The 26048-nt window shown below is 56.2% G+C and carries 8 protein-coding genes and 1 tRNA gene (1 of these 9 running past the window's edge); 5 read left to right on the plus strand and 4 right to left on the minus strand.

All coding sequences use genetic code 11. The annotated features are described in order from the left end of the window. On the minus strand, positions 1–18809 hold the 5' portion of the coding sequence (locus SV7mr_RS01990; protein ID WP_145268735.1) for a tandem-95 repeat protein. 18505 nt of this gene lie to the left of the window's left edge; the window shows 18809 of its 37314 coding nt (coding positions 1–18809); it begins with the start codon at positions 18807–18809; its stop codon lies off the left edge, out of view. 297 nt (positions 18810–19106) lie between these two features. Here SV7mr_RS01990 and SV7mr_RS01995 point away from each other — a divergent pair, with 297 nt between their 5' ends. Continuing rightward, positions 19107–19850 (plus strand): PEP-CTERM sorting domain-containing protein, encoded by a 744-nt coding sequence (locus SV7mr_RS01995; RefSeq protein WP_145268737.1) that lies wholly within the window; start codon positions 19107–19109, stop codon positions 19848–19850. Positions 19851–19994: 144 nt separating this feature from the next. Here SV7mr_RS01995 and SV7mr_RS02000 read toward each other — a convergent pair whose 3' ends face one another. Further along, positions 19995–20744 carry a 3-keto-disaccharide hydrolase gene (locus tag SV7mr_RS02000; protein WP_145268739.1) on the minus strand — a complete coding sequence of 250 codons (750 nt, stop codon included), beginning with the start codon at positions 20742–20744 and terminating at the stop codon, positions 19995–19997. A gap of 496 nt (positions 20745–21240) precedes the next feature. Between SV7mr_RS02000 and SV7mr_RS02005 the strand changes: the two genes are divergently transcribed. Next, positions 21241–21624: a DUF3127 domain-containing protein gene (locus tag SV7mr_RS02005; protein ID WP_145268741.1), complete on the plus strand. Its 384-nt coding sequence runs from the start codon at positions 21241–21243 to the stop codon at positions 21622–21624. Positions 21625–21829: 205 nt separating this feature from the next. Beyond that, positions 21830–21903: transfer RNA gene (locus tag SV7mr_RS02010), tRNA-Arg, on the plus strand. A 247-nt stretch (positions 21904–22150) separates the two neighbouring features. On the opposite strand, the gene SV7mr_RS02015 is transcribed toward SV7mr_RS02010, so the two are convergent. Beyond that, positions 22151–22360 (minus strand): hypothetical protein, encoded by a 210-nt coding sequence (locus SV7mr_RS02015; RefSeq protein WP_145268743.1) that lies wholly within the window; start codon positions 22358–22360, stop codon positions 22151–22153. A 416-nt stretch (positions 22361–22776) separates the two neighbouring features. Here SV7mr_RS02015 and SV7mr_RS02025 point away from each other — a divergent pair, with 416 nt between their 5' ends. Beyond that, positions 22777–24039, plus strand: a complete 1263-nt coding sequence (locus SV7mr_RS02025) for a hypothetical protein (protein ID WP_145268747.1) — start codon at positions 22777–22779, stop codon at positions 24037–24039. On the opposite strand, the gene SV7mr_RS02030 is transcribed toward SV7mr_RS02025, so the two are convergent. Next, the gene (locus SV7mr_RS02030) at positions 24036–24239 is read right to left on the minus strand and encodes a hypothetical protein (protein WP_145268749.1); all 204 of its coding nucleotides are present in this window, start codon (positions 24237–24239) and stop codon (positions 24036–24038) included. The genes SV7mr_RS02025 and SV7mr_RS02030 overlap by 4 nt on opposite strands. Between SV7mr_RS02030 and SV7mr_RS02035 the strand changes: the two genes are divergently transcribed. After that, a complete protein-coding gene (locus SV7mr_RS02035) occupies positions 24238–26028 on the plus strand; it encodes a hypothetical protein (protein WP_145268751.1) in 1791 nt (596 codons plus the stop codon). The genes SV7mr_RS02030 and SV7mr_RS02035 overlap by 2 nt on opposite strands. The last annotated feature ends 20 nt before the right edge of the window (positions 26029–26048 follow it).

The raw sequence follows: 26048 nt of genomic DNA on the forward strand, positions 1-26048 counted from the left end.
GCATCCATTCCCATCGTCTGTCTGCGATTGGCAGCGCTGGCAATTCCCGTGGTCCGCAGCGTTAAATAGTATTGATCATCTTTGTGGATGAGCCCAGAAACATGGATCTGTAACGTCGCTGAATCAGCATCGTACTGGTAGCGATCCGGTGGGATGACGATGGGATGCCCCAGCGCATCGACCACTTGAACATCGGCAGCAACGTCCGAGAACCAAACGTCTTGGTTGAAGGTGACGCTCAGCTCATCAATCGATGATCGTTGGAGGTGGCCGCGATTGATTTGGAAATCCATGAGGGAAACGGGCTGGGCGATGGTGTGACTGACATCAACCTGCACCGTGACGGTTTTACCGATCGGATCGGCGGAACCATCTTGGGCGATCGCAGTCACCATCACTTGATCTTGGCCGCTCCAGCCCACCGATGGAATCAATTGCAAGTTCTGCAACTGGTCGGCAGTCAATCGCCAACGACCATCCTGCTGGCGCTGGCCGGCGCTTAGCATCGCTCCGACAGGTAACGAATCGATTTCAATCAGCAGCATTTCACTGCCATCGAGATCGGTAGATTGGGCGTCAATGATCATCGCCAGGGTTTGTTCCTGGTCGCCAGAAAGTGGATTCGCTACCAGGATTGGAGCATCTGTGACCGGCAAAATCTGTAGCGATACCAGCGTTTCTTCGCTTTGAAGCCCTCGATGGTCCGACGCGGTGTACGTGAAGAAGTCGTCGCCCGAGTAATCGGGCATCGGGGTATAGGTCACATGGCCCGTTTCATCGTCGATTTGCAGCGTCCCATGGTTGGGTGCGGAAACGATCACAAGGCTGTTAGGGTTCAGTTGTTCTTGATCATTCATCAACAGATCCAAGGTCGTTGATTGATCTTCTAGCATCACCGCCTGGTCGCCCGCAGTCCAGGGTGGCGTCAACGTGTTGCCTCGCAAGTTGAGCGTGTCCACGATCACGGTACTGTCCGCGTGTCCTTGGCCGATGAGATCAAAGGACAGGATCGCCAATGAGCCAGTGGTGACGGTGGATAAATCGATTTGCACATGCATCTGACCGTTCGTCCACTGACCACCGAGGTCATTGCTCGGTCGCGCTGGTGTGACATCCACCATGGTGACACCGTTTGCCGTCATCGCCGTTCCATCCGCGGCAAAGCTTAGCAACGCGTCGCTGTCATGTTGCGTCAACGCTGGAACCAAGGGTTGCAGCGTCTGAGCGTCTAAGAGTGCGACTTCAAACGCATCAGGAGCTCGATCTTCTGTCGCATTGAGTTGCAGTCCCTGGAGATTGAATTCCAAGACGGTTGCTGTTTGCGGAACATAGAACCCTTGTCGTAATGAACTTCGTGAACCAGGCGATTCGTGGATCTTCGCTTGCCCTGATTCAATCACGGCATGGCCACTCGGGGACCAACCCGAAACGGTGTCGAAATCACCATTGCGGATCCCAATGATCGCATCATCCAGGATGACCAACGAGTGCGCGAGGGGCCCCGGTGAACTGGACGGTGGATTGACGGTGACGCTGGAGATGGACGCTGTGGAGAGCGAGAACGGTCGCTCAATTTCAGTCGCTGGTGCTTTGACTGCGGACTCCGGTTCGCCGGTTGTCGCCAGGAGATTGGCCCCCACGATCTGCCGATCCGGATCAAAAAAGAATCCGCGATGTGAGACCGGACTTTGCTGGCTGCGACGGATGCCAAAATTCACTCCCAGCCATTGGCGATCTTGCCGATCGATCACTCCGTCGACGTTGAAGTCAGCGCGGCGGTTGTAGTTCAATTGGCCAAACGTTGCTCCGCTGTGATCCCAAAATTGCTGACTGTCGTAGCCCGAGACTGCTCCATCGCCGTTGATGTCGCCGATCAGGTCGATCGTCAAGCGATAGTCACTGGCGGCCAGCATCTCAGATGCACCGATGTTCAGAGCGTAGAGTCCGGCCTGGTGGACAGCATACACCGCCGAAACCCCGTCGCCGTGACTGCCAATGGCGAGCGGTTGCAAGCCATCGATCTGCGGCACGGCGGGCGAAAAGTGTCGCCCGTTGCCCTCTAGGTGCACTCTTAGCCAGACTTGTTGATGAGCGGTCTGCTGCAATTGGACGGGATCAATTCGGAAGGCAAAGGACTCGATTTGCTGGGGGGACAAGCGACCGGTTTGTTCGAATCCCGCAAATTCCACCGTGCCGCCCAAGTCCTGCCGAATGGGACGCTGAGATGGGTAATGTGTTCCACCACCGTTGGAATCTGTTGCAACCTTTAGCACGTTGAGGGTGGGATCGTCCACCAGCGGAAGATAACCGTACGCATGCAATCGCAGCGGCGCTGAATCATCATCCGCTTCGACCCGGTAGACAGCGACAAGACGATTCTGGTGATCAGATTCATATTGCAATTCAGCATCAGGCAAGCGGATGGCGGTTGGGCGTCCCTGTTTGTCACGCACGATCGGAACAAACGTGCCATCGCCGAATCGCAGTCCACTGTCACTGTTTTTCACGACCGTTTGGTCAAGCACTCGGCGTTGAAGAAACTTCCCTTGTCCGTTCAGGTGGTCGATCACGCCATCGGCATAATGAATCGACAAGGCCTCCGCAGCGGATTCTGAATCATCTTGTTGGACCGCGCCTGGATGGTAGGGAACACCGTTGATTGCATCGTAGAACGTGTCGCCACCACGAATCAAGCGTTGACTGGGCGATCGTAGCTGAACATTGACGCCGTCCTGGCTAACCCAATGTGGTTCAAAGTACTGTGGGCCACCGGTGGATGCTGGCGCCTCAATCGCGAGCGGTTCGAAGCGGAACGCGACGCGGCGTCCCTCCTTGAGCGTTAGGTACACACGCTGTCCCCACCGGATGCCTTGCCGGACGGGGTAGCCGCCTTCGTCGCTTCCAGTCACTGGGACAGGGTATTGAACGTGGTAGTCATCCCAGGTGAATTGCCATTGATCTGTCAGTGCATCGTATCTGCGCTGCAGTGCAAAGGGTTTGTCGTTCACCTCCAGCACCGCATCAACGTCCACACGCTGAAAGCCCTGTGTTTTGTCGCTGGTCAGGATCTCGATCGGCTGTTCGATCGAGGCAATGTTTCCTGACAGATCGGTCGTCGTGAGTCGCAAGCGATAGTGTCCATTGGCAAACCGTCGGGGGTCCAGGGTGGTCAACAAACTCTCGTGACCAACGATGTCGTCTTGATTCAACAAGCGTGCTGACTGGCTGTCCGTTGCGACCAGTTCCAGAGTCCAGTTCAGCAAGTTGGGTGCAACAATGCTCGCTCGGATCTCTCTAGGCTCGGTGATCAACGCATCGTCAAGGTTGGACCAGGCGATCTGCATTGGCTGATTGACAGGGCCGCTTCGTGGCTTGAGTTCGCGTGATTGGGTGCCGATGAAACCATCGGCATCATGGGCCGTAGCTGTCAGGTGGAGCGACTGATCAGCGGGCATCTCTAGAGAACCGACGCCGTTTGCATCCAGCGTGACGGGTTGTTCATTGGCCACCAGTGAACGCTGCACGATCGCTGCGATTCCGCTGGCTATCACTTGGACACGGATCGATTGGCCGGGTGTGGCTGCTTGCAGCGGCGTGGTCACGATTTCAATGATTGGCTGACTGGCGATCGCAGTCACGTGGACTTGCAGCGTGCCTCGCGAGATAGCCACGCCATCGTCAACCAATAAGTCGATCACATGCACACCCAGTTGGCCGGGACTGGGGGACCAGCGAATGACAGGCCGTTGTTCATCGAACGTCGCGCCCTCCGGCAGGTTTGCGACCGTGTACACCAAGTCGTCATCCCTGTCCAAGTCATCAGCCTGAACTTGATATTCGAATGGCTGGCCGACCAATGCTTGGGACACTGCATCTGCAATCTGAGGGTTTCGATTGAAATCTGAGATGATCATTGGAACCGTGACCTGCTGGGCCGCGCCCTGAGCATCTGTCAGCATGAGGTCAATGGAATACCGTCCGGCCTGATCGAAGTCGGGCAGCCAGCGAACTCGGCCGCGACTGGGATCGAAGCTGGCGCCTCGGGGTAAGTTGGCCACCGACCAAGTCGCCGAGTCTGCATCGGGGTCCGCCCCAAACACTCTGAATTCAAGGGGCGATCCTTCACGCCCAAACTGTGGCAAGGGATTAGAGATCAAGGGCGCTCGATTCGTGTTCGCGACATCAATCGTCAATTGAAATGACTGTGCCGAGGCTCCATCACTGACATGCAGGCCAATGGTGTGTGTGCCCGCTTGGTCATGAGCTGGCGTCCAAAACAGCTGTCCCGTCACAGAATCCAGGCGAGCGCCTAGCGGCAAGGCGGTGCTGGTCCAATGCAAGGCGTCATCCTCCGGGTCCGAGGTCTGCCACTGCATCGCCAATTCTTGACCCTCACTGACTTGAACCGAGGCGGTTTCCATATCAGCATGTTGCAACTGCCCTGCAGAGCGATCAAGCAATTCCACGCTGTTCACCTGCGGCGGCGAGTTCTGTTGACGAACGATCAAGTCAAATGGTGTTGTGGTCGACAAGGAACGATTGGTCTCTCCGTTGCCAGAGTCCCTTGCCGTGACGGTGACCTGGTAACGTCCAACGTCTGCTGTGCCGGGATCGAACTTCAATAAGTACTGCCCGTAAACCGGTCCTGCCAACAGCACTGCTCGATCGGGTAGTCCCGAAAAAGTGACCGACAGTGGCTCTTGATCGGCATCGAAAACCTGGAGAGGTACTTGGACGCGCGTGTCGACTAGGGCAACGGTGTCGGGAATGGGCTCGATCGTTGGCGGCTCATTTTCGCTTAACACGACCACCGAGAAGTCATAGCGTGACTGAGCGATGAAGTTCGCTCCCTCGCCGTCGCCGTCATCCGTGGCAACCAGGCTGAACGTGTAGCTTCCCCGGTCGCCCACCGTTGGTTGAAGCTCGATCGTTCCGGTTCCGTCCTGATGGTCGCTGAAACGAATGAACGATGGCAACGCAGCATGGTCGGCCCAACGGTTGAGTTGCAGTGAGACTGGATTGCCTTCGGGGTCGGCGGCTGTCACAGGGACCTGTAGCGTTTGGTCTCGCGTGATTTGAATCGCATCAATCGGCTCGATCACAGGAGCCAGGTTGATCGGCTGGACTTCGACCACCAAGGTTGTTGAGGCCGAATGGAGTTGTTCTGTTCCATCGCCATCGTCGATGGCGGTGACTTCAATTTCAAAGCGTCCCGATTGATGATGATCTGGTGTCCATTGAAGCTGTGCCGTTTGGAAATCGAACGTCGCACCGGCTGGCAAGTTGCTGACCTGATACTGCAAGCGTTCAACAGGATCCCCGTCATGATCGGGGTCGATCGCGCGCATCGAGACATCAAGCGACTGGCCTTGCTGGAGGTAACGAACCGGTCGATTTTCAAAGAACGGAATGCCGTTGGCATTGAGTACTTCAAACGGCAGCGTCAATTCGCTGGAGTGCTGGCCGGCATGAACTTGAATGGGAATGCTCAACTGCGACGGTGCAGCGTAGCCAACGCGCCACTGCAACAAACCGGTTTGATGATCTAGCGTGGCGCCACTTGGCAAGTGTTCCGAAGTAAAGGATAAAGTGTCGCCGTCGGGGTCGCTTGCCTGAACGTGATGCAGCACGAAGTCTCCCTGTCGGACGGTCAAGGAATCAACGAGTGTGACAAGAGGTGCTTGATTGAGATCCATGACGTCAATCGTAAAAGCGTGTGTTGTCGTCTGCTTGCCATCGCTGGCGAAGAGAGTGACATCCCGGTAGCGGCCTGCGGAGTCCGCTGTCGGTGACCAAAGCAGATGATTTGAATCGGGGTCGAAAAACATGCCCGGCGGCAGGTGATCTGCCCAGACCTCGATGGGATCGCCGTCGACATCTAACGCATTCAACGCAATCGCCAGTGATTGGTCTTCGCGTAGTGTGAGATCGCTAGGTGGATCAATCCACCGTGGAGGACGATTTCCACCAATCACTTGCAGTTCAAACGCTGTCGATGCGATCGCTCCCCGCGAATCGATCACGATGACCCCGACGGTGGTCTGCTGTGGGGAGTCGCTGTTGGTCTGCCAGGAAAGTAAGCCAGTCTGTTCATCAAGTTGCATGCCCTCCGGTCCATCGACCAGCAGGAACCAGAGTTGACTGCCGTCGGGGTCTTGCCCCTGGAGTTGATGTTGGTATAAAGCTCCCGCATTGATTGACGCGGGATTTGGTTTCTGGAGTTGCGGCGGTTGGTTGACCGTCGCGCTGGCAAACAGAGTTGGAACGAAGTCCGCCGAACCGACTTCATCAAGCGACAATTCAACGGTCACTGAATCGGTGCTTTCACCGGGACGCAGGCTCAATGTCTCGGGTAAGGCGGGGGCAAGATCCACGAGCCAGGTGTTCAATTGCGGCGACCACGCGGCATTCAAGGGGACGGAGTCCGATGACGCACTGTTGGGACTCAGTCCCAGCGACATCGGTAGCAAGAGATCGTATGGCGTGCGATTGGTGAATCGAACCTCGTAACGAACGGTTTGTTCCAAACGGTGGTATCGTGTCCCGGTTATTTCCCATTCAACTTGTGCCGTAAAGTCACTGACGGTTTGGAAGGCAACTTGATAGGCGGTCGGCAGCGGGAAACCGCCACGGCTTTCGATGCTGGGGACCACCGTCAACTGATAGTCACCGATTTGCATGCCTGCAACGGAAACCAACGCCGTGCGTGAATCCGCGTCATAAATTATGGTGTTGATTTCGACCTGATCGGTGGGTTGATAAGTGTCGCTCGGATCGTTGCGGTAACTTAGAAGGTAGTTGTCCGGATTAAGAACTGATCCCGGATGATCAGGGGCGTGTTCGTTCATCGGTTGGCTGAAGGTCACGCGCAACGTTGCCAGTGGAAGCGCGGCGATCGTTCCCGGTGCGGGACGCGTCGCGACGACCTGTGGAACGCTGACCGTGCTGAGCCGGTCAACGGTGTCCGTCTGGCTGACATAGATCGCGCCATCACGTCCTGTCATCACGACATCGCCGCGCGTGCCACCACGGGCGATGATTGCGCGTTGCCCACTGCCGGGGTCAATCATCGTGAGATGGCTGCCCTGGTCCGTCGGTTCACCGTTATGAGACACAAACAAGAGGCCTGACAAAGCCGTTTGCGGTTGCCCAAAAGCGATGGAATCAATCGGCGTCTTGAACTCCGCGACGGTGGATGCTCGTCCCGTTTCCGAAAACTGCACCACACGATCACGCTGGGGCCAAACCACCGCATGCAGTCGCCCGGATTCGTCAAAGGCCAAGCTGCCGTAACGCAAGTTTTGATCGCGTGTGAATCGAGTGAATTGGTGACTTTCAGGATCAAAACGCTCGACGCCGAATCGAGAGCCAACGAAGACATTCTGCGAAATTGGATCGATTGCTAGTCCCAAGGTCAGTCCGTCACCATATTGCTCGATCAAGGATCCGTCGCTTGGATCAAGTAGCAGCAGTGGGCCGCCACCGGTTGTCGCCCACAGACGCCCAGCATCATCAAACTGCATTTGATAAACAGGGTAGGGCAGTTGGTGAATCAGGGCTGCGGCGGTGCCTCCGGCGTGTCGATCGCCGCGCTGACCAAATCGATACAGTTGATTGCGTCCACTGCCGGCAACAATCCACCAGTCGCCCTGGGGTGACTGGGCAATTGCAGTCGGACCAATGCCCGATGCATCTTGCAAGCCACTAAAGTTGCCCGCAAAGCGCTCCAATTGAAAAGGCTGGACGGCGGACTGAAAGGAGGGTTGCGAGGCTCCATCCTCCTCCGTCGCGCTGACGACTTGCTGAGCCGCTGCGGACAGTAATGGATGAGGTGCGCTGGTGGTCCGGGCCGCCCGTGGGATCACCGGTGGCACGCTGGTTCCACCGGCGGCCGGCTGCCCGGTCACCGAGTGAACACTGCCATCAAAGGGAACGATCGCCCCAAGCGGTGGTGAGGCTTGATTGCCGGCCCAGTCGGTGGCCAGTGCCAGGAACTGATAGTTTTCTCCTGGAAGCCCTTGGAAGACGCTTGAGCCTTCGGGCTGAGCCTCCTGCCGTTTCCAAAGTTGGTAGTTGGTTCCATCTTTGGACACATAAAGTGACACGTGCCGCACCCCGCTCCCTTCGGTCTCCTCGTTAGCCAGCCAGGAAACCTGCCACCGTTCCTCGGTTTGTGAGACCGTTAGAGAAGCCACTGGCGGTGTCGCATCCAATTGGTAGATCAATGGCTCGGCAGCATCCGGTGCAGTGAGATCGGATTGCCATGAGGCACCCAAGCGAATCGAATTGCCAGTGCTGGCCGTGGGAAGTGGCTGGACTTGGTAACGTACATAGCCCGCACCGTCACCCCTGGCGTTATTCGGTGGCAACAGTCCTCGCAGTTGATCCGTCAAGACTTGGCCCGTGGCAGGGTCAATCGCTTGAATCAACCAAGACGCGGTGGAGTGAGTCGCGTCGATGCCAGCGCTTAATCGAATGTTGAATCCCAATTGTTCTTGGAGTTCATAATCGCGTTGATACTGTGGTCGGCCTGTTGGCAGGGTCAGTTGCAAATCCCCAAGCCGAATCTCGCCCAGCGTGAAACGTGTTGGATCGATCAGCGGATCCAGTGGAACGTGCAGGCGAATCTCGTTCAGATACCGGCCGTTCTTTGTTGTGTTCTGAAAATGAACCGCCATCGGAATCGCTTGATCCGCTGCCAGGTAACCGGACGATTGAATCGCCAGCGGTCCTTGCTGGGAGATCGTGCCGGTTGCAACGCGATCCGATTGCGTTTCACCCACGGGGGGATGAAGCGGGAACAACGGCTGCTGATCATTGGTCAGGATGCCATTGACTTGATAGTCTGCGGGGATGCCAGTGTCGCGTTGGTGGAACGGCACCCAGGGCACGTAGACGCGAGTGCTTTGAAAGTGCGTCGGTGACTGCAGCCCCAGGTCAACGTCGTCGATCGTCGGTACGATAGCAACAGGGTTGGGGTTTTTCAGCATCGCTAGCAACGCAAGCGAATCCGCTGTGAAACTGTCACCGGACAATTGAGTTTCCGCCAACTGATCTGAGTCATGCCCGTACCACATCCGCAGTTGTTGAAACAAATCCACCGGATTGCCATTTGCGATTGCTGTTTGTCCCGCGGGGCCATTGAGCACTAACCCTGCAAGCGACGCCACTTGGCTGATCAAAACGGTATCAATCGTGGACAGCTGATCCATTCGATGCAGCTGACCGGAGGATCTTAAGGAATCGAGATACAGCGCCGCCCACTGATTGGCGTCAGCGGCCAAGGAGACCAAAGCAACATCCGCGCCGGGATCTTGCAGAATCCCTTGGCGCAGGATCTCGCCCTGAGTGATTGCATAACGAATGAATTCGTCTTCGGTCATCGCTGTCGCCGAGGCAGCGACATGGAACTGGAATGGGACCAAGGGCTGAACTAAAAGATTGGGGACAGAGCCGAACGTTTCCCAAAGCAAGTACAGCCCCGGCCAGATCAGATCCAGAGCCTTGGGACCTTCGGCCAGCAGGTCCGTTTCCGCGTATTTGGGAAGCGCCTCGTAGATCTTTGCTTTGAATTCTTCCCAGGCGTGATCATGCAGCGCTTGCAAGCCGGGGTAGGTTTGTACATCAAAACTGATTCCCGTCATCTCCTGAGCGGCATGCGCAAAGGCGTAGCCTGAGGCCGTCACGTAACCGTCCAAGTTCAACGCTGAGTCCAGCAGCGCCCACTGTTCTGAATCACTTGATTCACCCAGCGATGGTTGCCCACCTAAGTTGGATGCAAAATGTAAAAACGGCAGGTTATGCACCTGACGGTTGACGCCTAATGCAGGGACTTGCACATCAAAAGCCACATAGGACGCATCCACATTGCCGATGTTCTGCAAACTAAGACTGTAAGTGCCGTTATCACCTGCGAAGACATAGCGAGGGCCACCAATGCCAACGGCGATCTCGGCTGGCACCGTTGATTCGATCAAGAAACGATAGGGTGCGACAACGGTTTGACCATCTGGGTTGATCACCTGTACGTCGTACAGGCCATGCAAGGCCTCGTTAAACTGAAATCGGACGCGGAGTTCGGTCGCTGACAGATGCTCGATTGCCGCCGGTTCGATCTCCGCGAACCCCGGACGCACTAACCGCACGACTGCGTTGGTATCAAATCCTGCACCATGAATAGATGCCGTTACCAGTCCCGTGTCGCCAGCGAAATCGGTTTGCACATCGGTGATCGTCAGTGGCAGGGTCCTGGCCAAGACCTGAACGGGGATTGGGTCGGGGTCGGGTGCGATCACAGCGCCCCGGTTGCGCAGCAAGACGTAATAGATGCCAGCTCTTGTTTGCGGAACGATTGCGCTGGCCTGTGTGGAAACCAAGCCCGCCGAACGAGCATCAAACTGATTGACAGTCGGGGCTTGGCCGTACCGAACAAACACTTCGTTGCCCGTTGCCGAGTCGCTGTTGATGGCTACTTCCAAGGTTTCGCCCGCTGAGACCTGAACGGCAAACAATCGATCTGCCGTCGCGATCTGTGAATCCAGTGCCGTGCCCAGTTGGATCGTTGTGGGCGTGATGGTCAGAGTGGATGCTGAGGCTCCCGCGTTGTTCTCGTTGGCATTTTCTTCATAGGCTTGGTCGAAGATGTCGGTGCGAACCAAGGCGTAATAGGTGCCAGGAGTCAAAGCGGGGGCGGCAACGGTGATGACTTTCGAATAGCTTTCCCCTGCTGCTAAAACGCCGTCAAACTCGCTGGTTGGCAGCACGTGGTCTGTTGCGTCCCACGCCGCGTCCTGGCTTAGATAGACGGCATCAAACCAGCGCCCTGTGACCGGTTGGTCGCTTTGATTGGTGACTGTCCACTGCAGCTGAAACTCCTGCCCGACTTCGCTCAGCTCGCTAACCTCGATCGAGGAGACCACCAAGTCGACGGGAGCTGGAAGCTCGATGAGCGTTGGCACCGGATCCGCGTTCGTGTTGTTGTGCTCCTGTTTCCCTTCGAGCACCTTGCCGTGAGCGCTGCGGCCCAATGGATCTGTGACGACCATCACGTGAAAAGGACCTAAGAGATCCGGGGGTAGATCCAACAAGACGCTGACGGTGCGCTCTTGGCCAGAGGGCAATCGGTCTTCATGCCGAAAGGAATCTAAGTAGAGGTCCGTGGTCACATCTAAATACTGATCGCGTGAAAGATAGACATGATCGAACCAAGCGGTTTGGTCAGGTGGCATTGCACTGCCTTCGTTCGCGACCTGATAGCTCACTTGAATCTGACCAGCCTTGGGAGCTCGCTGGGGAGCCTCGACGGTGGTCACTTGCAGGTCTGGAAGTGTGGTCGCGTTCACATGCAACGGGAGCGTCAGCGCATTGTTTCCCTCGTTTTGGAATTCATGAACCCGACCGCGAGCGGATCGTCGTGCCGCTTGTGATGCCAAATCCCAAGGTGCTAATTCACCAGGCAACTCAAACTCCAAACCGGTCAGTCCCAAACCAATGTGGCTTGGACGGTTTCCGCGATCCCGACTGGCCGCAGCATCGGCAAACACGGTCACGAAGAAGTCACCCTCGATGCCCGCTGGGACATTGACACGGACCGTCCGTGTTTCGTGCTGTCCGGGATGCAACACTCCGACACGCGGTGATGCCAACAATTGAGTGTCGGTTTGATCGAGGGAGGGATCATGTGAGAGAAACACTCGATCCGTCCACGACGTTTGACGTGTGGCCCGATTGCCCACGTTGGTCACGGTGTACGTTATCTCGATTGATTGTCCGGACGCAACGACAGCGGGGATCGTGACGTCGCTAACCTGTAGATCAGCTTCGTAATAGCTGATCGGCAGATCAACTCGGAACAAGTTATCGCGTGGATCTTCAAACGCCCATCGTTGGAAGTGGCTGAGCCAATCCTGATTGCGTCCCTGCTGGATCGGAAACCAATCGGTCCGCAAGATTCGTGAGTCATAGGGAAACACCAAGGGGCTAAGATCATTGTTTGCATTGAGATGAATCCATAGCGAATAATTTCCGTCGGTGCCCTCAGGCAACTGGATCTCTTTTTCAATGGTATAGCGATCGCCGGGCTTCAGTGGCTGGCTGGCAAGATGAGTGGCTTCGCCCAAGTAGGATGCTCTGTGACGATGAAACTCTTGGTCTGGTGAAAGCCACAGAAAGTCCTTCCAGTATCCAGTGCCCGGCCAGAGGGTTGTCTGGCCAACGTTCTCAACGGTGTATCGCAGCGAGACGACTTCACCCGATTGAGCTTGTTGAGGCAATTCGAAATCCACAATCGCAAGGTTGGCCGCCTGGACGGTTACATCAACAGGAGCGGCGCGCCAGTTGTTTTGTTCGTTGATTTCGGTGACGGTTTGAATCACCGGTTGGGTGTCGATCGCGCCCAGGCTTTCATAGATCACTGACAAATCGAGACCACCGCTGGAGGGCTGCACCGCATCGGTAATCACGATCAGGTATTGACCTGTGGTTGCCGGTGAAAGCAGGATCGAAAGTTGTTCGGCATAGGAACCACCAGCGACCAAGCCGCCTTTGCGTTGCACTTCGCCAAGCAAGAACGTGTTGGCATCGTCGCGATTTGGGTTGGGCGAATCGCTTAGATACACACGGTCGACCCATGGCCCCGGACCGGCGTCGCTGAGCCCCCGGTTTTGCACGACCCAGGAGACGTCCAGTTGCTGTCCCGCGGTCAGCGATGCGGGGGCATCGATCTGAGTGACCTGTAGATCGGCAAGCGATCCGATGATGTCAATCGCGGCAGCTTGATAGTTGTTGTTGTCCGCTTGTAACGGATCGTCCAAATTGATCTTCGTCGAGAGCGTGTCTTCCACGATCCTGTCATAGGAGTCGACCCACGGCATGATGTACCACTTGCCCGATGGCAGCTGGTCGGGGAGCGTCACTGACACCTGTTCGTCATAGCCGGCCAGACTCTGTAGGCTGCCTTGGTGGGTTTCGCGGCGCAGCAAATGGTCGCCTTTACCAGGGTGTGGTCGATTGCGATCCTGGGTCAACCAAATGGATTGGTCCCACTGCATGGCGTTGGCATCGTTGACGCTGCGAACGGTTTCACCTGGTCCATAGTTCGTCACCGTAAAGCGAACATCAATCGTTGATCCCGCGATGGCCTGATCTGCGACGACAACGTCTTCGACAACAAGGTCTGGCAACGGCGTGGGCTGAATGAACAACGATTGGACTCGGATGTCATTGCCGTCGTGAGGCCATTGGTCAATCTGGTCCTTCGCGTCGGTTTGCACGATCACATAGGCGTCGCCGCGAAATCGCATGGGAACCGTCAAGCCGCTGACTTGCGAAGCGTACTCCGCGCTGGATTCCAACGCGCTAACCGAATCAACCTCACCCAGCAACAGGTCCGCTTCATCGATGGACGCATCAAGCGACAGGTAAACACGATCCACCCATTGTTCTGACCCTGTTGCCGCTGTTCCCTGGTTGATCACGGTGAAGGAGGGCGCCAGGACTTGACCGGGGCTTAATTGTTCGGGGATGTCGATCGAGCTGACTTGCAGATCAGGTCGCCGATGGGCGTTGACCACGACGTTCTGTTGCCGTTGATTGTTGGTGACCGATTGGCCTTCGTAAACGTCGCCGATCGCGTCAGTGATCACGACGAATTCAAACGCGCCGGCCAGCTGGCCGGGGATTTGCACCGACTCGCGGCGGGTGTAGGACTGACCAGCCAACAGTGATTCGCCGCGACGATAGCTTGCCAGCAAACGGTCGCCGGATGCGCCACCGGGCGCGCTGGCCGGATCCAGCGGTCGCAACAGCAGGCGATCCTGCCAACCGGTCAGCGAGTTGGCATTGGTGACAAGATCTCCGTTGCCAGTATTGCTGACGGTCCACTGGACATCAATCCGGCTGTCTTCGGTAAACTGCTCGGGGACTTGAAGGGATTGAATCTGCAGATCTGGCAATGGTGGTTCAGTGATTGTTACCAGATCACTGAGTGCCCCGTTGTTTTGATCGAAGATAAATTCATAAGGCGCCTGCCGTGCAGCGCTGCGGACGACAACGTAATGTTCGCCCTGTAAGCCGTGTGGAATCAAGATTTCGGCTTCGTGCGTGTACTGTCCCCCAACGGCAACTTGTCCAAAGTGTTGCCACTCAATCAACGTGCCGTCAATTGGCGCCGCGGACTGCCAATCGTCCGCCGGTTGGCTCATCAGGAAAATTTGGTCCACCCAATCGCCGCGATCCGTGATGCCCAAGCCTTGGTTTTCCACCGTCCAGCGAACTTGCAATGTTTCGCCGGCGTCAATCTGGCCAGCCAGTTCAATCTCCGTGACAACCAGATCCGCAGGCAACGATTGCATCAAGTCGATGGGCTGAGATGCTTGCCGGACGTTGTTTGCCTCCTGTTGATTCTCGAATACTTGCTGATCAGCGTCCGTGATCACCGCGATGTGAAAGCGGTCATCAAATCCGATGGGCAATTCAATGGTTTCTTGACGTTGGTAGCGTTCGGAGACCTGCAAGGGGTGCGGGTGAGAGTATCTGCCAATCAGCAAGTCATCGTCATCTCCAATCACGTTGTTCGGGCTGAGGACGATTTCGTCGTGCCAGGTGTCGGTCAATCCAAGGCCTGTTCCGATGTTTTCGACGGTCCAAGACACATCAAACGTGACAGGGTCGCCAATGACTCTCTGGGGAGCATTGAAACTGCTGATGCTAAGATCTGCATAGGGGGCCAATGTGACTTGCATGGGGGTTGCGATAACGTTGTTGGCTTCACCAGTGTTGCCTTCGAAGAGTTGATTGTCATCGTCCGTGACTGATAACAAGTACAGCGATCCAGACAGATCGACCGGCAACGTCAGTTCTGTCTCTAACACTTGAGTTGCGCCCGACGCCAGGGCTTGATCGACCATCAAGCGGTCAACCAGGCGATCGTCTGCCGACAGGGTTTCGTCGCTGGACAGATAAAAGCCTTGTGTCCACGCTCGTGCTGCGCCGCTTCCGGTATTGGTCAACTCTAAAGAGATAGAAGCCTGTTGTCCTGCGATTGCCTGCGACGGGGCCGTCGCTGAAACCGGCCAGACATCGGGCCGAGAAACGGTGACAGTCCCTCCATGCAGTTGGTTGTTGGTGTCGTACTGGGCTTCGTAATAGTCGTCCGATTCATCCACTTCGATCAGCCACTGGTACTGGCCATCGGGGATCGCTGGAAACGGAACGGACAAGGTGGATGAATAGTCATTGCCAGGGTGCACCTGCATCTGGTGACGAACCGATCCGACCCACCGCTGATAGCCCTCTTCAAGAGGAAGGAGCACCAGGCGATCAATCCAAGCCGCGTCCGTGGCCCGATTTCCCTGGTTGAGCACATTCCAGCGAACATCAATGCGATCGCCTGGTTGTGCAATCGATGGAGCTTTGAGTTCGCTGGGAACAAAGTCGACCAGCAAAGGCATCTCCCAGAGCACCGCTTGGGTGTATTCGTCTTGGCCGGCTTCGCCATTGACCAAGTCTTGATCTTGGTTCATCAGATTGCCGTTCAGATCCGTCACTCCAGGACCGAGCGTCAATTGATGCGTTCCATTGATCCAGTTGCCGATGTCGGCCACCAGTTTCCATGTGCGCAGCGTTTCATCGACAGGTTCGATCACTTGCCAACTGATGAAGTCGCCGCTGGGGTTTTCCACACGGACGTTCTGTTCCGTCAACGTGCTGGCGTCGATGGGTTTGTCAAACGCCATCACCAAGAAGGGTGCCTCTAGATCTTGTGCGGCAAGGGACGGCTGAACCTGATCAAGCCGTGGTCCGGTTGCAAAGCCAGTGGTCAGCGACAAGCTGGTGGGACTGAGCTGGGGAACCAACGCGTGCCCGGGAAAGTCCAGCCCTTGATAGGTCAGGTCTCCCAGCAGTGATCCGAATGCCAGGACTTGGTACAGATCGCTCGGTCCAGCGGCGTACCCGTTCTTGGATTGAAACCGGATGTCCCCGTTGACCTGAAGCTGCCCCGTGACGGAAACTTGATCGTACTGGCTGATCTCGTTCAGGCCACCAATTTCTATCAGAAGCTCCGCGGCGCTGTCCAGAGTCAGGGCGCCGGCGATCGTTAGCTTGCCACTGGGTTGTAATGAGCCAGCGACATGGATCTCGGTGGCTTCAATGCGGCCATGTCCTGCCAGAATCGATGACTCTGCAATCTGCAGGTCACCGATAAGGGTCGGTGGCGCGTCGGTGCTGAGGTCGTTGGGCTGATTTCCCGCGGAGACGAAAACACCCGTCAGCTCGACGGCAGGCTGGCCTTGAGAGCGACGATCGGTGCCGAAGTCGATCACGCCCTGATCGACGCTTTGCACCAATGAAAATCGCTTGGTTCCCGTCAGGCTGCCCGATGAGCGATCGGTCAGTTGCAGCAGTGATGGCAATCGGATTTGACTGCCCAGTCCTTCACTGATGATTTCGGTCCGTCGATTGGCTTTGTCCCCGATTTCTGGGTCATGAATCGATTGAAGTTTGCTTAGATCCACTTTGCCCCCGTCAGCCGCTTCGATTGCCAGCACGGTTCCGAAGGCGGTTCCGCCGGTCATTTGCGTGACCTGGCTGAGGTCGAGCAAACTGCCGGGCCCCTCTGCTCGCAATCTGGCGACGCTCGCGTTGGCAGAGAGGTTGTGATCGATCCGGCTCACATTCGGCAATCTGATCACCGCACCGTCTGCGGCCAGGAGGCTTGCCGAGTCAATGTTGGCAAGTTGCGGCGCCAAGACGCTGGCGCCTCCTGATAAACTGAGCTCACCCTGTCGCAGATCGCTTAGCGTCGACAAGTCGGCGGCATGGCCGTGCAAGCGAATTGCCGAACCGGGAGCCGACATCAACTTGGCAAAGGACAGCGGTTGTGTGCCAGAGGATTGCAGGATCGAGTTGATCGCCTGATCCAGTTGTTCAAAAGGAAACGTTGCTTGCTGGTCCACCAAGACGTCGACGTTCTGTAACGCATGCAAGGACGTCAGGTTGAGGCTGCCGCCAGCGGTTGCAACCATGCTGGAGCGAATTCCACCAGCGCCGCTGGCGACTGGCTGCTGTCCGCGATCCGTGACTTCTTCTAAGGAACCCAAGTCCACATGGCTGGACGCGCCGTCGGCAGTCACATGAATGGCACCACGTCGCTGAAAGCCGGTTTCAGGATCCGCGATGCGTTGCACCTTGGGCAACAGGATTTGCCCTTGGTTCTGCGCGGTGATCCACAACCTGGACTCATAGCGATCACCGCCAGTCAATGCCGTGAGGTTCGGCAATTCAATTCGGCTGTCCTCTCCGTCAGCAATCCAGTCGCGATGGTAGGTGTGAGTGGAGCTCTCGAACACATATGCCACCACCGCCGGGAAGCGAAGCGCTGATCCTGACCATGCTTCCAGTCCGCTGCCATCGAGACTGACGATCTGGCTGGCATCGAATTGGCCGCCCTGATGAACGGCGACTGAACCACCTTTGAAATGTTGCAACTGATTGGCAGTTACGGTTCCCGCATCAATCGTCAGATGTGTCGTTTGTGATTCCAGCCATTGCGGCAAGGAAAGATCGCCGCCGGCAAGGTCCAGTCGGCCATGGTGCCAGGTTTTGATCGCTTCGATTGCCAGTTGGCTGGCCGAATCGACGGTGGCCCAGACGCCGTCCAGGTGATGCAGGCTGGTGGCATGGATCTGCCCACCGTTTGTGGCGCGAAGCTGTGAGTAGCTGCTGTCGGACGAATGCGAGGTTTTGCGATCGGTGAACTGTTCAAGCACCGGCATTGTGATCGCACTTGCATTGCCGTCAGCTTCCAACACAATGGCTCGATAGGAAGCATTGCCGTCTTGTCGATCGATGATTTGCGCCAGCTTGGGAAGCGTAATGACGCCACCGTCCTTTGCACGGATCGTGAAGCGACTACCGATTTGCACGCCGCCGGTAAGTTGCTCTAACTGTGGTGCGTCAATTCGTGAACCCAGTCCCTCCGCAATCCAAGTGCGGTGCTTGGAGGAACTGGGGGCAGCATGCTGATACTCGGTCAACGTTTGCAATTCAATCCGCGCACCATCGGACGCTTTGAGATTTGCACCATCGATGTCAACGGTTCCGGCAATCGTCAGACTGGTTTGATTGCCCGTCGCCTGAATCGTTGTTCCCGATGTCGCGGAGAAGGTTCCACTGATCGTGGAGTCGCTTTGAACGAGCAACGCTCCGCTTAACAAATTGATGGTGGCGTTGCTTTGTAACGCTGCCAGTTGCAAGGTCTGATCATGGTTAATCGTGATTGTCGCCAGCGGGTCGTCGATCATCGCGATGTCTAATGGGCCGGGAACCGCTCCACCATTCCATTTCGTCGGGTCCGACCAGTCACCATCGCCGCCGAGCCAGTCGATCGTGGTCAGTGTGGTTGCCTGAACCAGAGCGGTTGCCTGACCTGGTGCCTGCTCGGCTTCCGGGGTTTGGCCGAGAACCAAGAATCTGCCAACACTCGGATGGGGCGTGCGTTGCAGGTTAACGGCTAAGGCTGCATCTGATGCTGCGTCTGCTTGGCTTTGTCCCGGAAGATCCATCCGCAGTCTTGATCCACCGCGCTGAATTTGATCGTTGGGAGTTCCCACAGATGCGCACAGTGCCGACGTTTTTTCGTGGGGGCCGTCATCACTGGGCAGGCCAGCGGCTAACACGCGCCGGTCCTCCAGTGATTCGAACGGGGACAGCAAGCGGCGGCAAAGTTCGGCTCGAGTGGCCTGATTGCGATTCCGCCGACGACTGGTGCGTGCGCGCGGTGGGCGTTTTGAAACAGAGCGTGAGGGCATAGGGGAATCTCGGTGTGGGAGCGTACCGAATCAATTCATTCATGCCGTGCAACCAGTTTCAGCCCAGGAACACCTGTCTTACGCCGTGTTGCTCCGTTTGCCCCAACGAAGCCGGGCCAGATCACAGGAAGAAGAAAAGCCGAGGCAGCCTGTAGCGAAGGCACCCCCATTCCTGATAAACTTAAGTGGCCGCACGAACCGCTAGATGGTACCGATCCCCCCGTAAGATGCAAGCATTTTTTAGCGGCCTTGCGATTCCCGATTTTCACAGCCCTCCACAAGCTGCCCTAGGTCACCATGAAATTGTCCGCCTTGATCGCCGCCTTGGTCGTCGCTCTCGTGAGACCTGATCCCGCGGAAATTCGGTGTCATGGAGAATTGGTGGCTTATTTAACGGCTGCCAAAGCTGTCAGCGAGACGGCGTTTGAATCCGACTTGATGATCCAGGCGCGGGGCAGTTCCATCGGCCAAGAGCTTGAGTTCGTCAACCTGGATCTGCATTTCAGTCGAATTCAGCGTTTCGATCAGGCAGCCCAGGGTTTGGGAACTCTTGACCAAGGTCGTGGTTATCAGCGTGTGGATTTGCAGATCAGTCCGCGATTTGATTCCTGGTTCGACGGCCAAGGTTTTGGCAGTCGCGTGGATTTCGAGTCTCAGGTTTCCCTGGATGCGTTCGCCGATCTAAGTGATCCAACGCCCTGGTTGCTGGCTGATGACGAAACGCTACGGATCGCGACGCTCACGATGGACTATGGTGGGTTGGAGCTCAGTGCGGGGGATTCGGTCACGCTGGATGTGCTGGGCCAAGCAGATGCAAGCGGCTCACGAACCACTTCATTTGTCTTGCGTGATCCAGGCACTGAGATTGCGTCGATGGTGGAGCCCGTGTTTCAGCGTCCTGAAGCGCACTCTGAAGGTGCTGGCGTTGCAGCGTTTGAGAGTACGATCACCGTTGCGGTGGTTCCCGAGCCGGCGGTGCTGTTGCCGTTATGCTTGGGGCTCTTGAGTGCGTTGTTGCTCAGGCGTCAGCGTCACCATTGATGAGAGTGCGTTGGTGAGCAATGAACAGAAGTGCAGTTCGCGCACCGCTGATTCTTGAGCGTGATGTCTTAGAGGCACGTGAGCAACGGTCGCGAGGCCTGCCAGAGATGCAGACCTCGCGAGTCGAATGGATTGAGCCGATGCTTACAGGGCTTTGAAGCGGATGTTTTTGAACTCCGCCCACATTGGTTTTCCGGCGTGCAATTGCAGTCCGATTCGGCCTTCGCTGAGTGCTTTTTCTGGATGTTCGTCGGTGAAGTCCAGAATCAAGTGGCCGTTCAAGTAGTGGCGAATGCGATTGCCTTTGGCGATGATCACGATATCGTTCCAGTCGTCGACCTTCATCAGTTCTTTGAACTCGCTGGCTGAAATTAGTGCTTCGGGATCAACCTTCTTGCCGTCCTTTGTCCAGACAGCTTTCTCACCGGCCAAGCAGATGCGTCCGCGCGTCCCCTTTTCGTCATAGATGAAGCCGGGCACGTTTGGGAAGTTTTCTTCGTTACGAATTTCGTGCTGGTAGCCTTGCAGGACCCATTGGTTGCTTGCTTTCTTGCCGGTTGTGAGGTGTTTGGATCGGTATTGCACACCCGAGTTGTTGACAGCGTTGCAGCGGAACGACAAGCGGAGTTCGAAGTCCTTGGCTGAATCCTTCCAGATCAAGAAGGTGTTTCCCTTGGTCGAATTCTCTTGAGTGGTTTCGCCGTGAATCACACCATCGCGAACGGACCAAAGACGTGGGTCGCCGTCCCAGCCTTCCAGGCCTTCGCCATCGAACAAGACCGTCATGCCTGATTCGGCGGGTGGATGACCATCATGAGCTTGGGCGGTCATGGCTGGGCCGGCCAGCAAACCGACCAAGGTGATCAACAGAGCAGGACGCAGAATGTAGTTCATCGTGCAAGGGTTCCTAAACAGGGAGAGAGGGACGGATTGGCTGTCGCTCAGAGCAGACAGTGTACTGTGGTTTGCTTCGCTTGCTGTGCCTGACTCTCGCGGGGGGCTACCTCGCAGAAGGGGACGCAGCCAGCAAGCGTGGGGCTGGGGGTTGGCGGACCCACGCGGCGACGTCTAGACGCATCACCGGGCACCATCGGCCTTCGCAAGTGTAGTCCAATGTCTGGGAATTCGTACCACGCCCCTGTGTGATTTCGCCGATCAAGGGAGGGCCAGCGGGGGTGGGGATTCGGAGGGTCCACTGCGAGGGCCCAGCTGGGCGAGATTCGGCTTTTGCGTTGGTCGGGGAAGTTTCCCGCTGCCCACCCTCGCAAATGGCCCCGTGGTGCGGCTACAATTCGGAACATCGCTGGCGGGGCTTCCCGGCAGCAATGCTTGCCAGATGGCCATTGGCCGCATCAACCCACAACGAAACGTTAGATAGAACAGAATACAAATGAGCAGTGATCCAACCGTCACCGGCGTCATTCACTTGATCGAAGAAACCAAAACCTACGGCAGCAAGGGCTTTCGCAAACGAATGGTCGTGCTGGAACAGGACAAAGGCAGCTTCACTAACTTTGTCCCGGTTGAATTCACACGCGATGCCTGTGACTCGGTGGACGAACTGAATGAAGGCGACGAAGTTGAAATCACGTACCGCCTAAGTGGTCGCCGCTGGCAGAAGGATGCGAACAGCGAAGTGCGTTTCTTTGTCAACGTCGAAGCACTCAGTTTTCGCGTGACCGGGGATGGCGCCAACAGTGACAATGGCACCGAGCGTGTGAGCGACGCCAACGACGCGTTCAATCAAGTCGGCGACGAAGAAGCGCCGTTCTAAGGACCGCAATTGATCTCAGACCCGCAGCAAACGCGATGCCGTCTCTCCAGCGATCGCCTCTGCAGATGGCCATCTGCTGATCGCCATCTGCTGATGGCAGGGGGCGACAAGATGCCAACGCGTGGATACAATTGCCGTCGTGTCAGTGGGGCGTGGGGCTTGCAAGTGATGACGCTTGATTCCCCCAACCCAGATGCGCTTTCACGCCCCCATAGCTCAGAGGATAGAGCGGTTGCTTCCTAAGCTGCGTCTGCGCAGGTTCGAATCCTGCTGGGGGTGCTTTGGCGATTGATGGGGTGCCTGGGCGATGGATACAGTGCCTGGGCGATATCGCATCCTTGTGATGATGTGTTTCGCCAACTTCCTCTAACGGTTACCACGGTCGCATTTGCGGTGGCCGATTTCATCCCGTTCACATCGCAGATGAGGCGAGCTCGCCGACTGAGCTATCGGCCGACTGGGCTATCGGCCGACTGGGCTATCGGCCGACTGGGCTATCGGCCGACTGGGCTATCGGCCGACTGGGCTATCGGCCAATCAGGCCAAAGGCAACCAGAGCACCGAAGATTGCCATCAGAGTCCCTGCAACCATGCTGAACCGATGCACGTGGTCTCCCCAACGCAGGCGTGAACGTGCCGTGATCAGGCGATAGAGGATGAAGTTGGACTCGGTGAGCCCACCAAGAAAGATCAGCAAGCCGATAGCGGTGACAAGCAAGCCCCAGGGATTGTGCATGATGATTTTCTCGTCTCGTGATGACCTGCTATCCGCCCGCTGGCTGACCGCAGACGAATCGGTTGGGTGAAAACAGAAGTCTCTATTGTATGGGCGCGGAAAGTGAATGGGAAATCATAGCTCTTGGTGCGATCAACCTGTTTGAATCTGGCCGCTAAGTTTCCGGCCTGTGCTGGATTGGCCAGTGCTGGATTGGCCAGTGCTGGATTGGCCAGTGCTGGATTGGCCAGTGCTGGACTGGGTTGGCTAGCACCGTGCCGGCTGGCTGGCGAGCATTTGCGGTCAACACGCCGACAATCGCTCCCAATGTGGTCAGGATTTGGCCTATGATCCAGTGAGTGCCAGCGTGACGTCTGATGCACGATTGGAATTGAGAGATGACGGTGGCAAGGGCTTCCGCAGCAAGAGATTGACGCATGAACAACCAGCCCAGCAACTTTCTCCGCCCATGCTCTGGCGAGCGGTTTTGCCGATTTGTCGCCTTGGCGTTGCTGGCTTTGATGGCGGCGACTGCGCCACTGTGGTTGCCGATTGGATTCGCAGGCACTGATGCTGCTGATTACCCACCGATTCCCAGCCTGCCACTGCCTGTTGCTGCACTGGCATCACTGGGCTGGATCGGGCTTGCGTTGGTCCTGATCGGAGTCGTTGCCATTCTCTTTCGGCCGCAACGGACAAGGCTGTGGTGGTTTCCGTTTAGCGGTCTGTTGTTGCTGTTTGTGGTTGACCAGCAACACCTGCAACCGTGGGCGATTCAGTGCTGCTTGTATGCCATGTTGCTGGCGTCACTTTCCTGGCAACAAGCACGACCTTGGATCATCGCGATTGCCATTAGCATTTACTGTTACAGTGCGACTGGAAAGCTGGACTACCAGTTCGCGCAGACGGTTGGCACGCAGTTTGTTCGCACACTGCTGTCCCCGTTGATGGGCGTTGAAAAGGGTGTCGCAGCCAAGCTTGCCTTGCTCTTGCCGTCGGCCGAATTGGGGTTTGCCATCCTGATCGCGATTCCCAAGACCCGACGACTCGGGGGCGCGTTGGCGATCGTGATGCACATCACATTGATTGGTTTGCTGGGACCCTGGTCGCTGAATCATAGCTATGGAGTGTTGATGTGGAATACTGTTCTGGCTGTCCAGAGTGCGCTGCTCTTCCTGCCACAGCCTGCCGGTGATCAGGCATCCAGTGCTTCCGAGTCATCTGAGCGAGGCCAGGGACAGGCTTCAATGCCTTGGGTGGGCTATGTCGCGCGAGGGGTTGTTGTGCTGGCATTGTTGGCTCCACTGAGTGAACGTTTCGGCTATTGGGATCACTGGGCGAGTTGGGCGCTTTATGCGCCGCACAGCAGTCGAGCTCTGATCCAGATTCATGAAACCTCGGCCAGCGAACTGCCCGAGTCGCTGCGCGAGACGTTGTTGGAATCCCAGTTCGACGACCGCTGGCTCACCTTAGATTTGGGGCAGCTTTCTCTTCAGCAGCGGTGGGTTCCGGTCTATCCGCAAGCCAGGTATCAGTTGCAGTGGGCCGCAAAGCTTGCTCAAACCTTCTCGTTGGCCGATGGAATTCGAGTGATTGTCAAATCGACCGCTGACCGCCGCACCGGTCAGCGAGATGAGCGATACTTGTTGGGGCAAGAGGAAGTGGTTTCAGCAGCTGACGAATATTTTCTTGGACGCTAGCCAATTTTGACGCCCGTCCGACGAATCAAGTAAACTACTAGTCGTTCGGTGGCAAACTTTTTTGACATGGGCAGGGGCACAGCCAGATCGGGGCGCAAAACCATCCGGTTTTTTGCAGCCCCGAAACTCTTGCCAATGCTCGGTGTTAAAACTTCTTTTGCTGCATTTTTTCTTTTCGCACAGCATGCGGTGCCGATCATGCGTTCTCGTTCTCTCTGTCATTCACGCCTTTTTCCACGTGGTTTTGCTTTGCTGCTGGCAGTCTTTGTCACTGGCGTTACAGCACACACGTCCGTTGCCGCCGAGCCCGACCAGGAACTCACGGCCGCCGATCTGTTGCCAGACAGCGTGGTCGCCTATGCCGACGCGCCCGATTTGGCTGGACTGGTCGAGACGGTTTTGAACCATTCGGTGACGCAGCAGATCAAGCAATCGCCCGTCGGGCAACAAGCGATGCAGGCTCCTCAGTTGGCTTTTTTAGAGAACATTCTTAAGGGCTTCGAAGGCCAAGTCGAAATGTCCTGGCAGCAGGCGCTGAAGTCATTCACTTCCGGTGGTGTCTGCATCGCACTGGATGCACCCACCCAAGGTGTTGCCGTCTTGATTAAAGGCAGCAATGCCGAAGACATGAAAAAGTTTTCAACACTTGCGCTAGGCACCATTCAGTTGGCCAACAACAGTCTGGGCAAATCAAAGAAAGCTGAGTATCGAGGTTTCGATGCCTATGCAATTACCGACAAAGCAAAGATGGCGATCATGGATCAATGGTTGCTGATCACCAACAATAGCGACTTAGGACGATTGATCATCGACAACTATGCCGACAAAACCTTTGATCAATCACTCGCAAAAAACAGTCGTTACCAGGCGGCGTTGAAGCAAGTTCAACAGTGTAATTTGCGTGGTTATGTTGATGTCGAAGCGATCCGAGCACTCAACGTGGCACCGGAGATCTATCGCGGAACGACAGACAATCTCGTCGCAGAGTTTTTGTTTGGTGGCTTGGTCGGCAATTTGCAGCACACACCTTATGCTGCGGTGGGTTTTCAGCTCAGCAACGAAGCCATTCGCCTGCAAGCTGCCAGCGCGTTCGATCCGGAGAACATCGAACCACGCCAGTACTTTTTCGGTGAAGATGGCAGGGCAACGGCGCCGGCGATTGTCAGTTTACCAGAGACTTTGCATCGCGGCAGTCTCTATCGCGACCTGGGCCAAATGTGGTTGCTGAGCCCCGATTTGATGACTGACAACGCGAACGAGGAACTGGCGCAAGCGGACACCACGTTAACAACGTTGTTCTCGGGGCGTGACTTTGGTGAAGACATTCTTGGAGCGTTAAAGCCGGGGATCAGCTGGATCGTGGTCTCCCAAACCTTTTCTGACAAGGCACCGTTGCCAGCGATCAAGTTGCCCGCGTTTGCGATTGAAGTGCAGATGATTGACGCGGAGACCACCACGCGTGAGTTCAGGCGAGTCTTCCAAAGCTTTGTCGGCTTTTTGAACATCGTTAGCGCGATGAATGGCCAACCGCAATTGGATTTGGATTTCTTAAAGGAAGGCGAAGTCAGCGGTGTGATCGCCAGTTTCGTCCCGCCGATTGACAAGCAAGACTGGAAGAAGGCACCGATTCAGTACAACTTTTCACCGTCTTTGGCGTTTAGCGGCGATCGCATGGTGCTGGCCAGCACAACCGAACTGGCGACTGCAATGTGCCAAGCAAAGGCCGATCAGCCAAACTTGGTTCAACCGGGTGACAATGGTTTGATGCATTTCGAAGTCGCGCCCATTGGATCGGTGTTGGAACAGAACCGACAGCAGCTTGTTGCTCAAAGCATGCTTGATAAAGGGCACGGCATGGAAGCTGCAGAGGCTGAGATCGGCATCCTGTTTAATCTTCTGTCCATGTTCAAAGATGCAACCATACAATTGCGAACGGATGATCAGCATTTGAAGTTTTCGACGGAAGTGCGATTCGTAACATCGAACTAAACTGCTTGCTAGGACTGTCC

It is taken from the genome of Stieleria bergensis (genome assembly GCA_007745635.1).
In the GTDB taxonomy this organism is placed as follows: domain Bacteria; phylum Planctomycetota; class Planctomycetia; order Pirellulales; family Pirellulaceae; genus Stieleria; species Stieleria bergensis.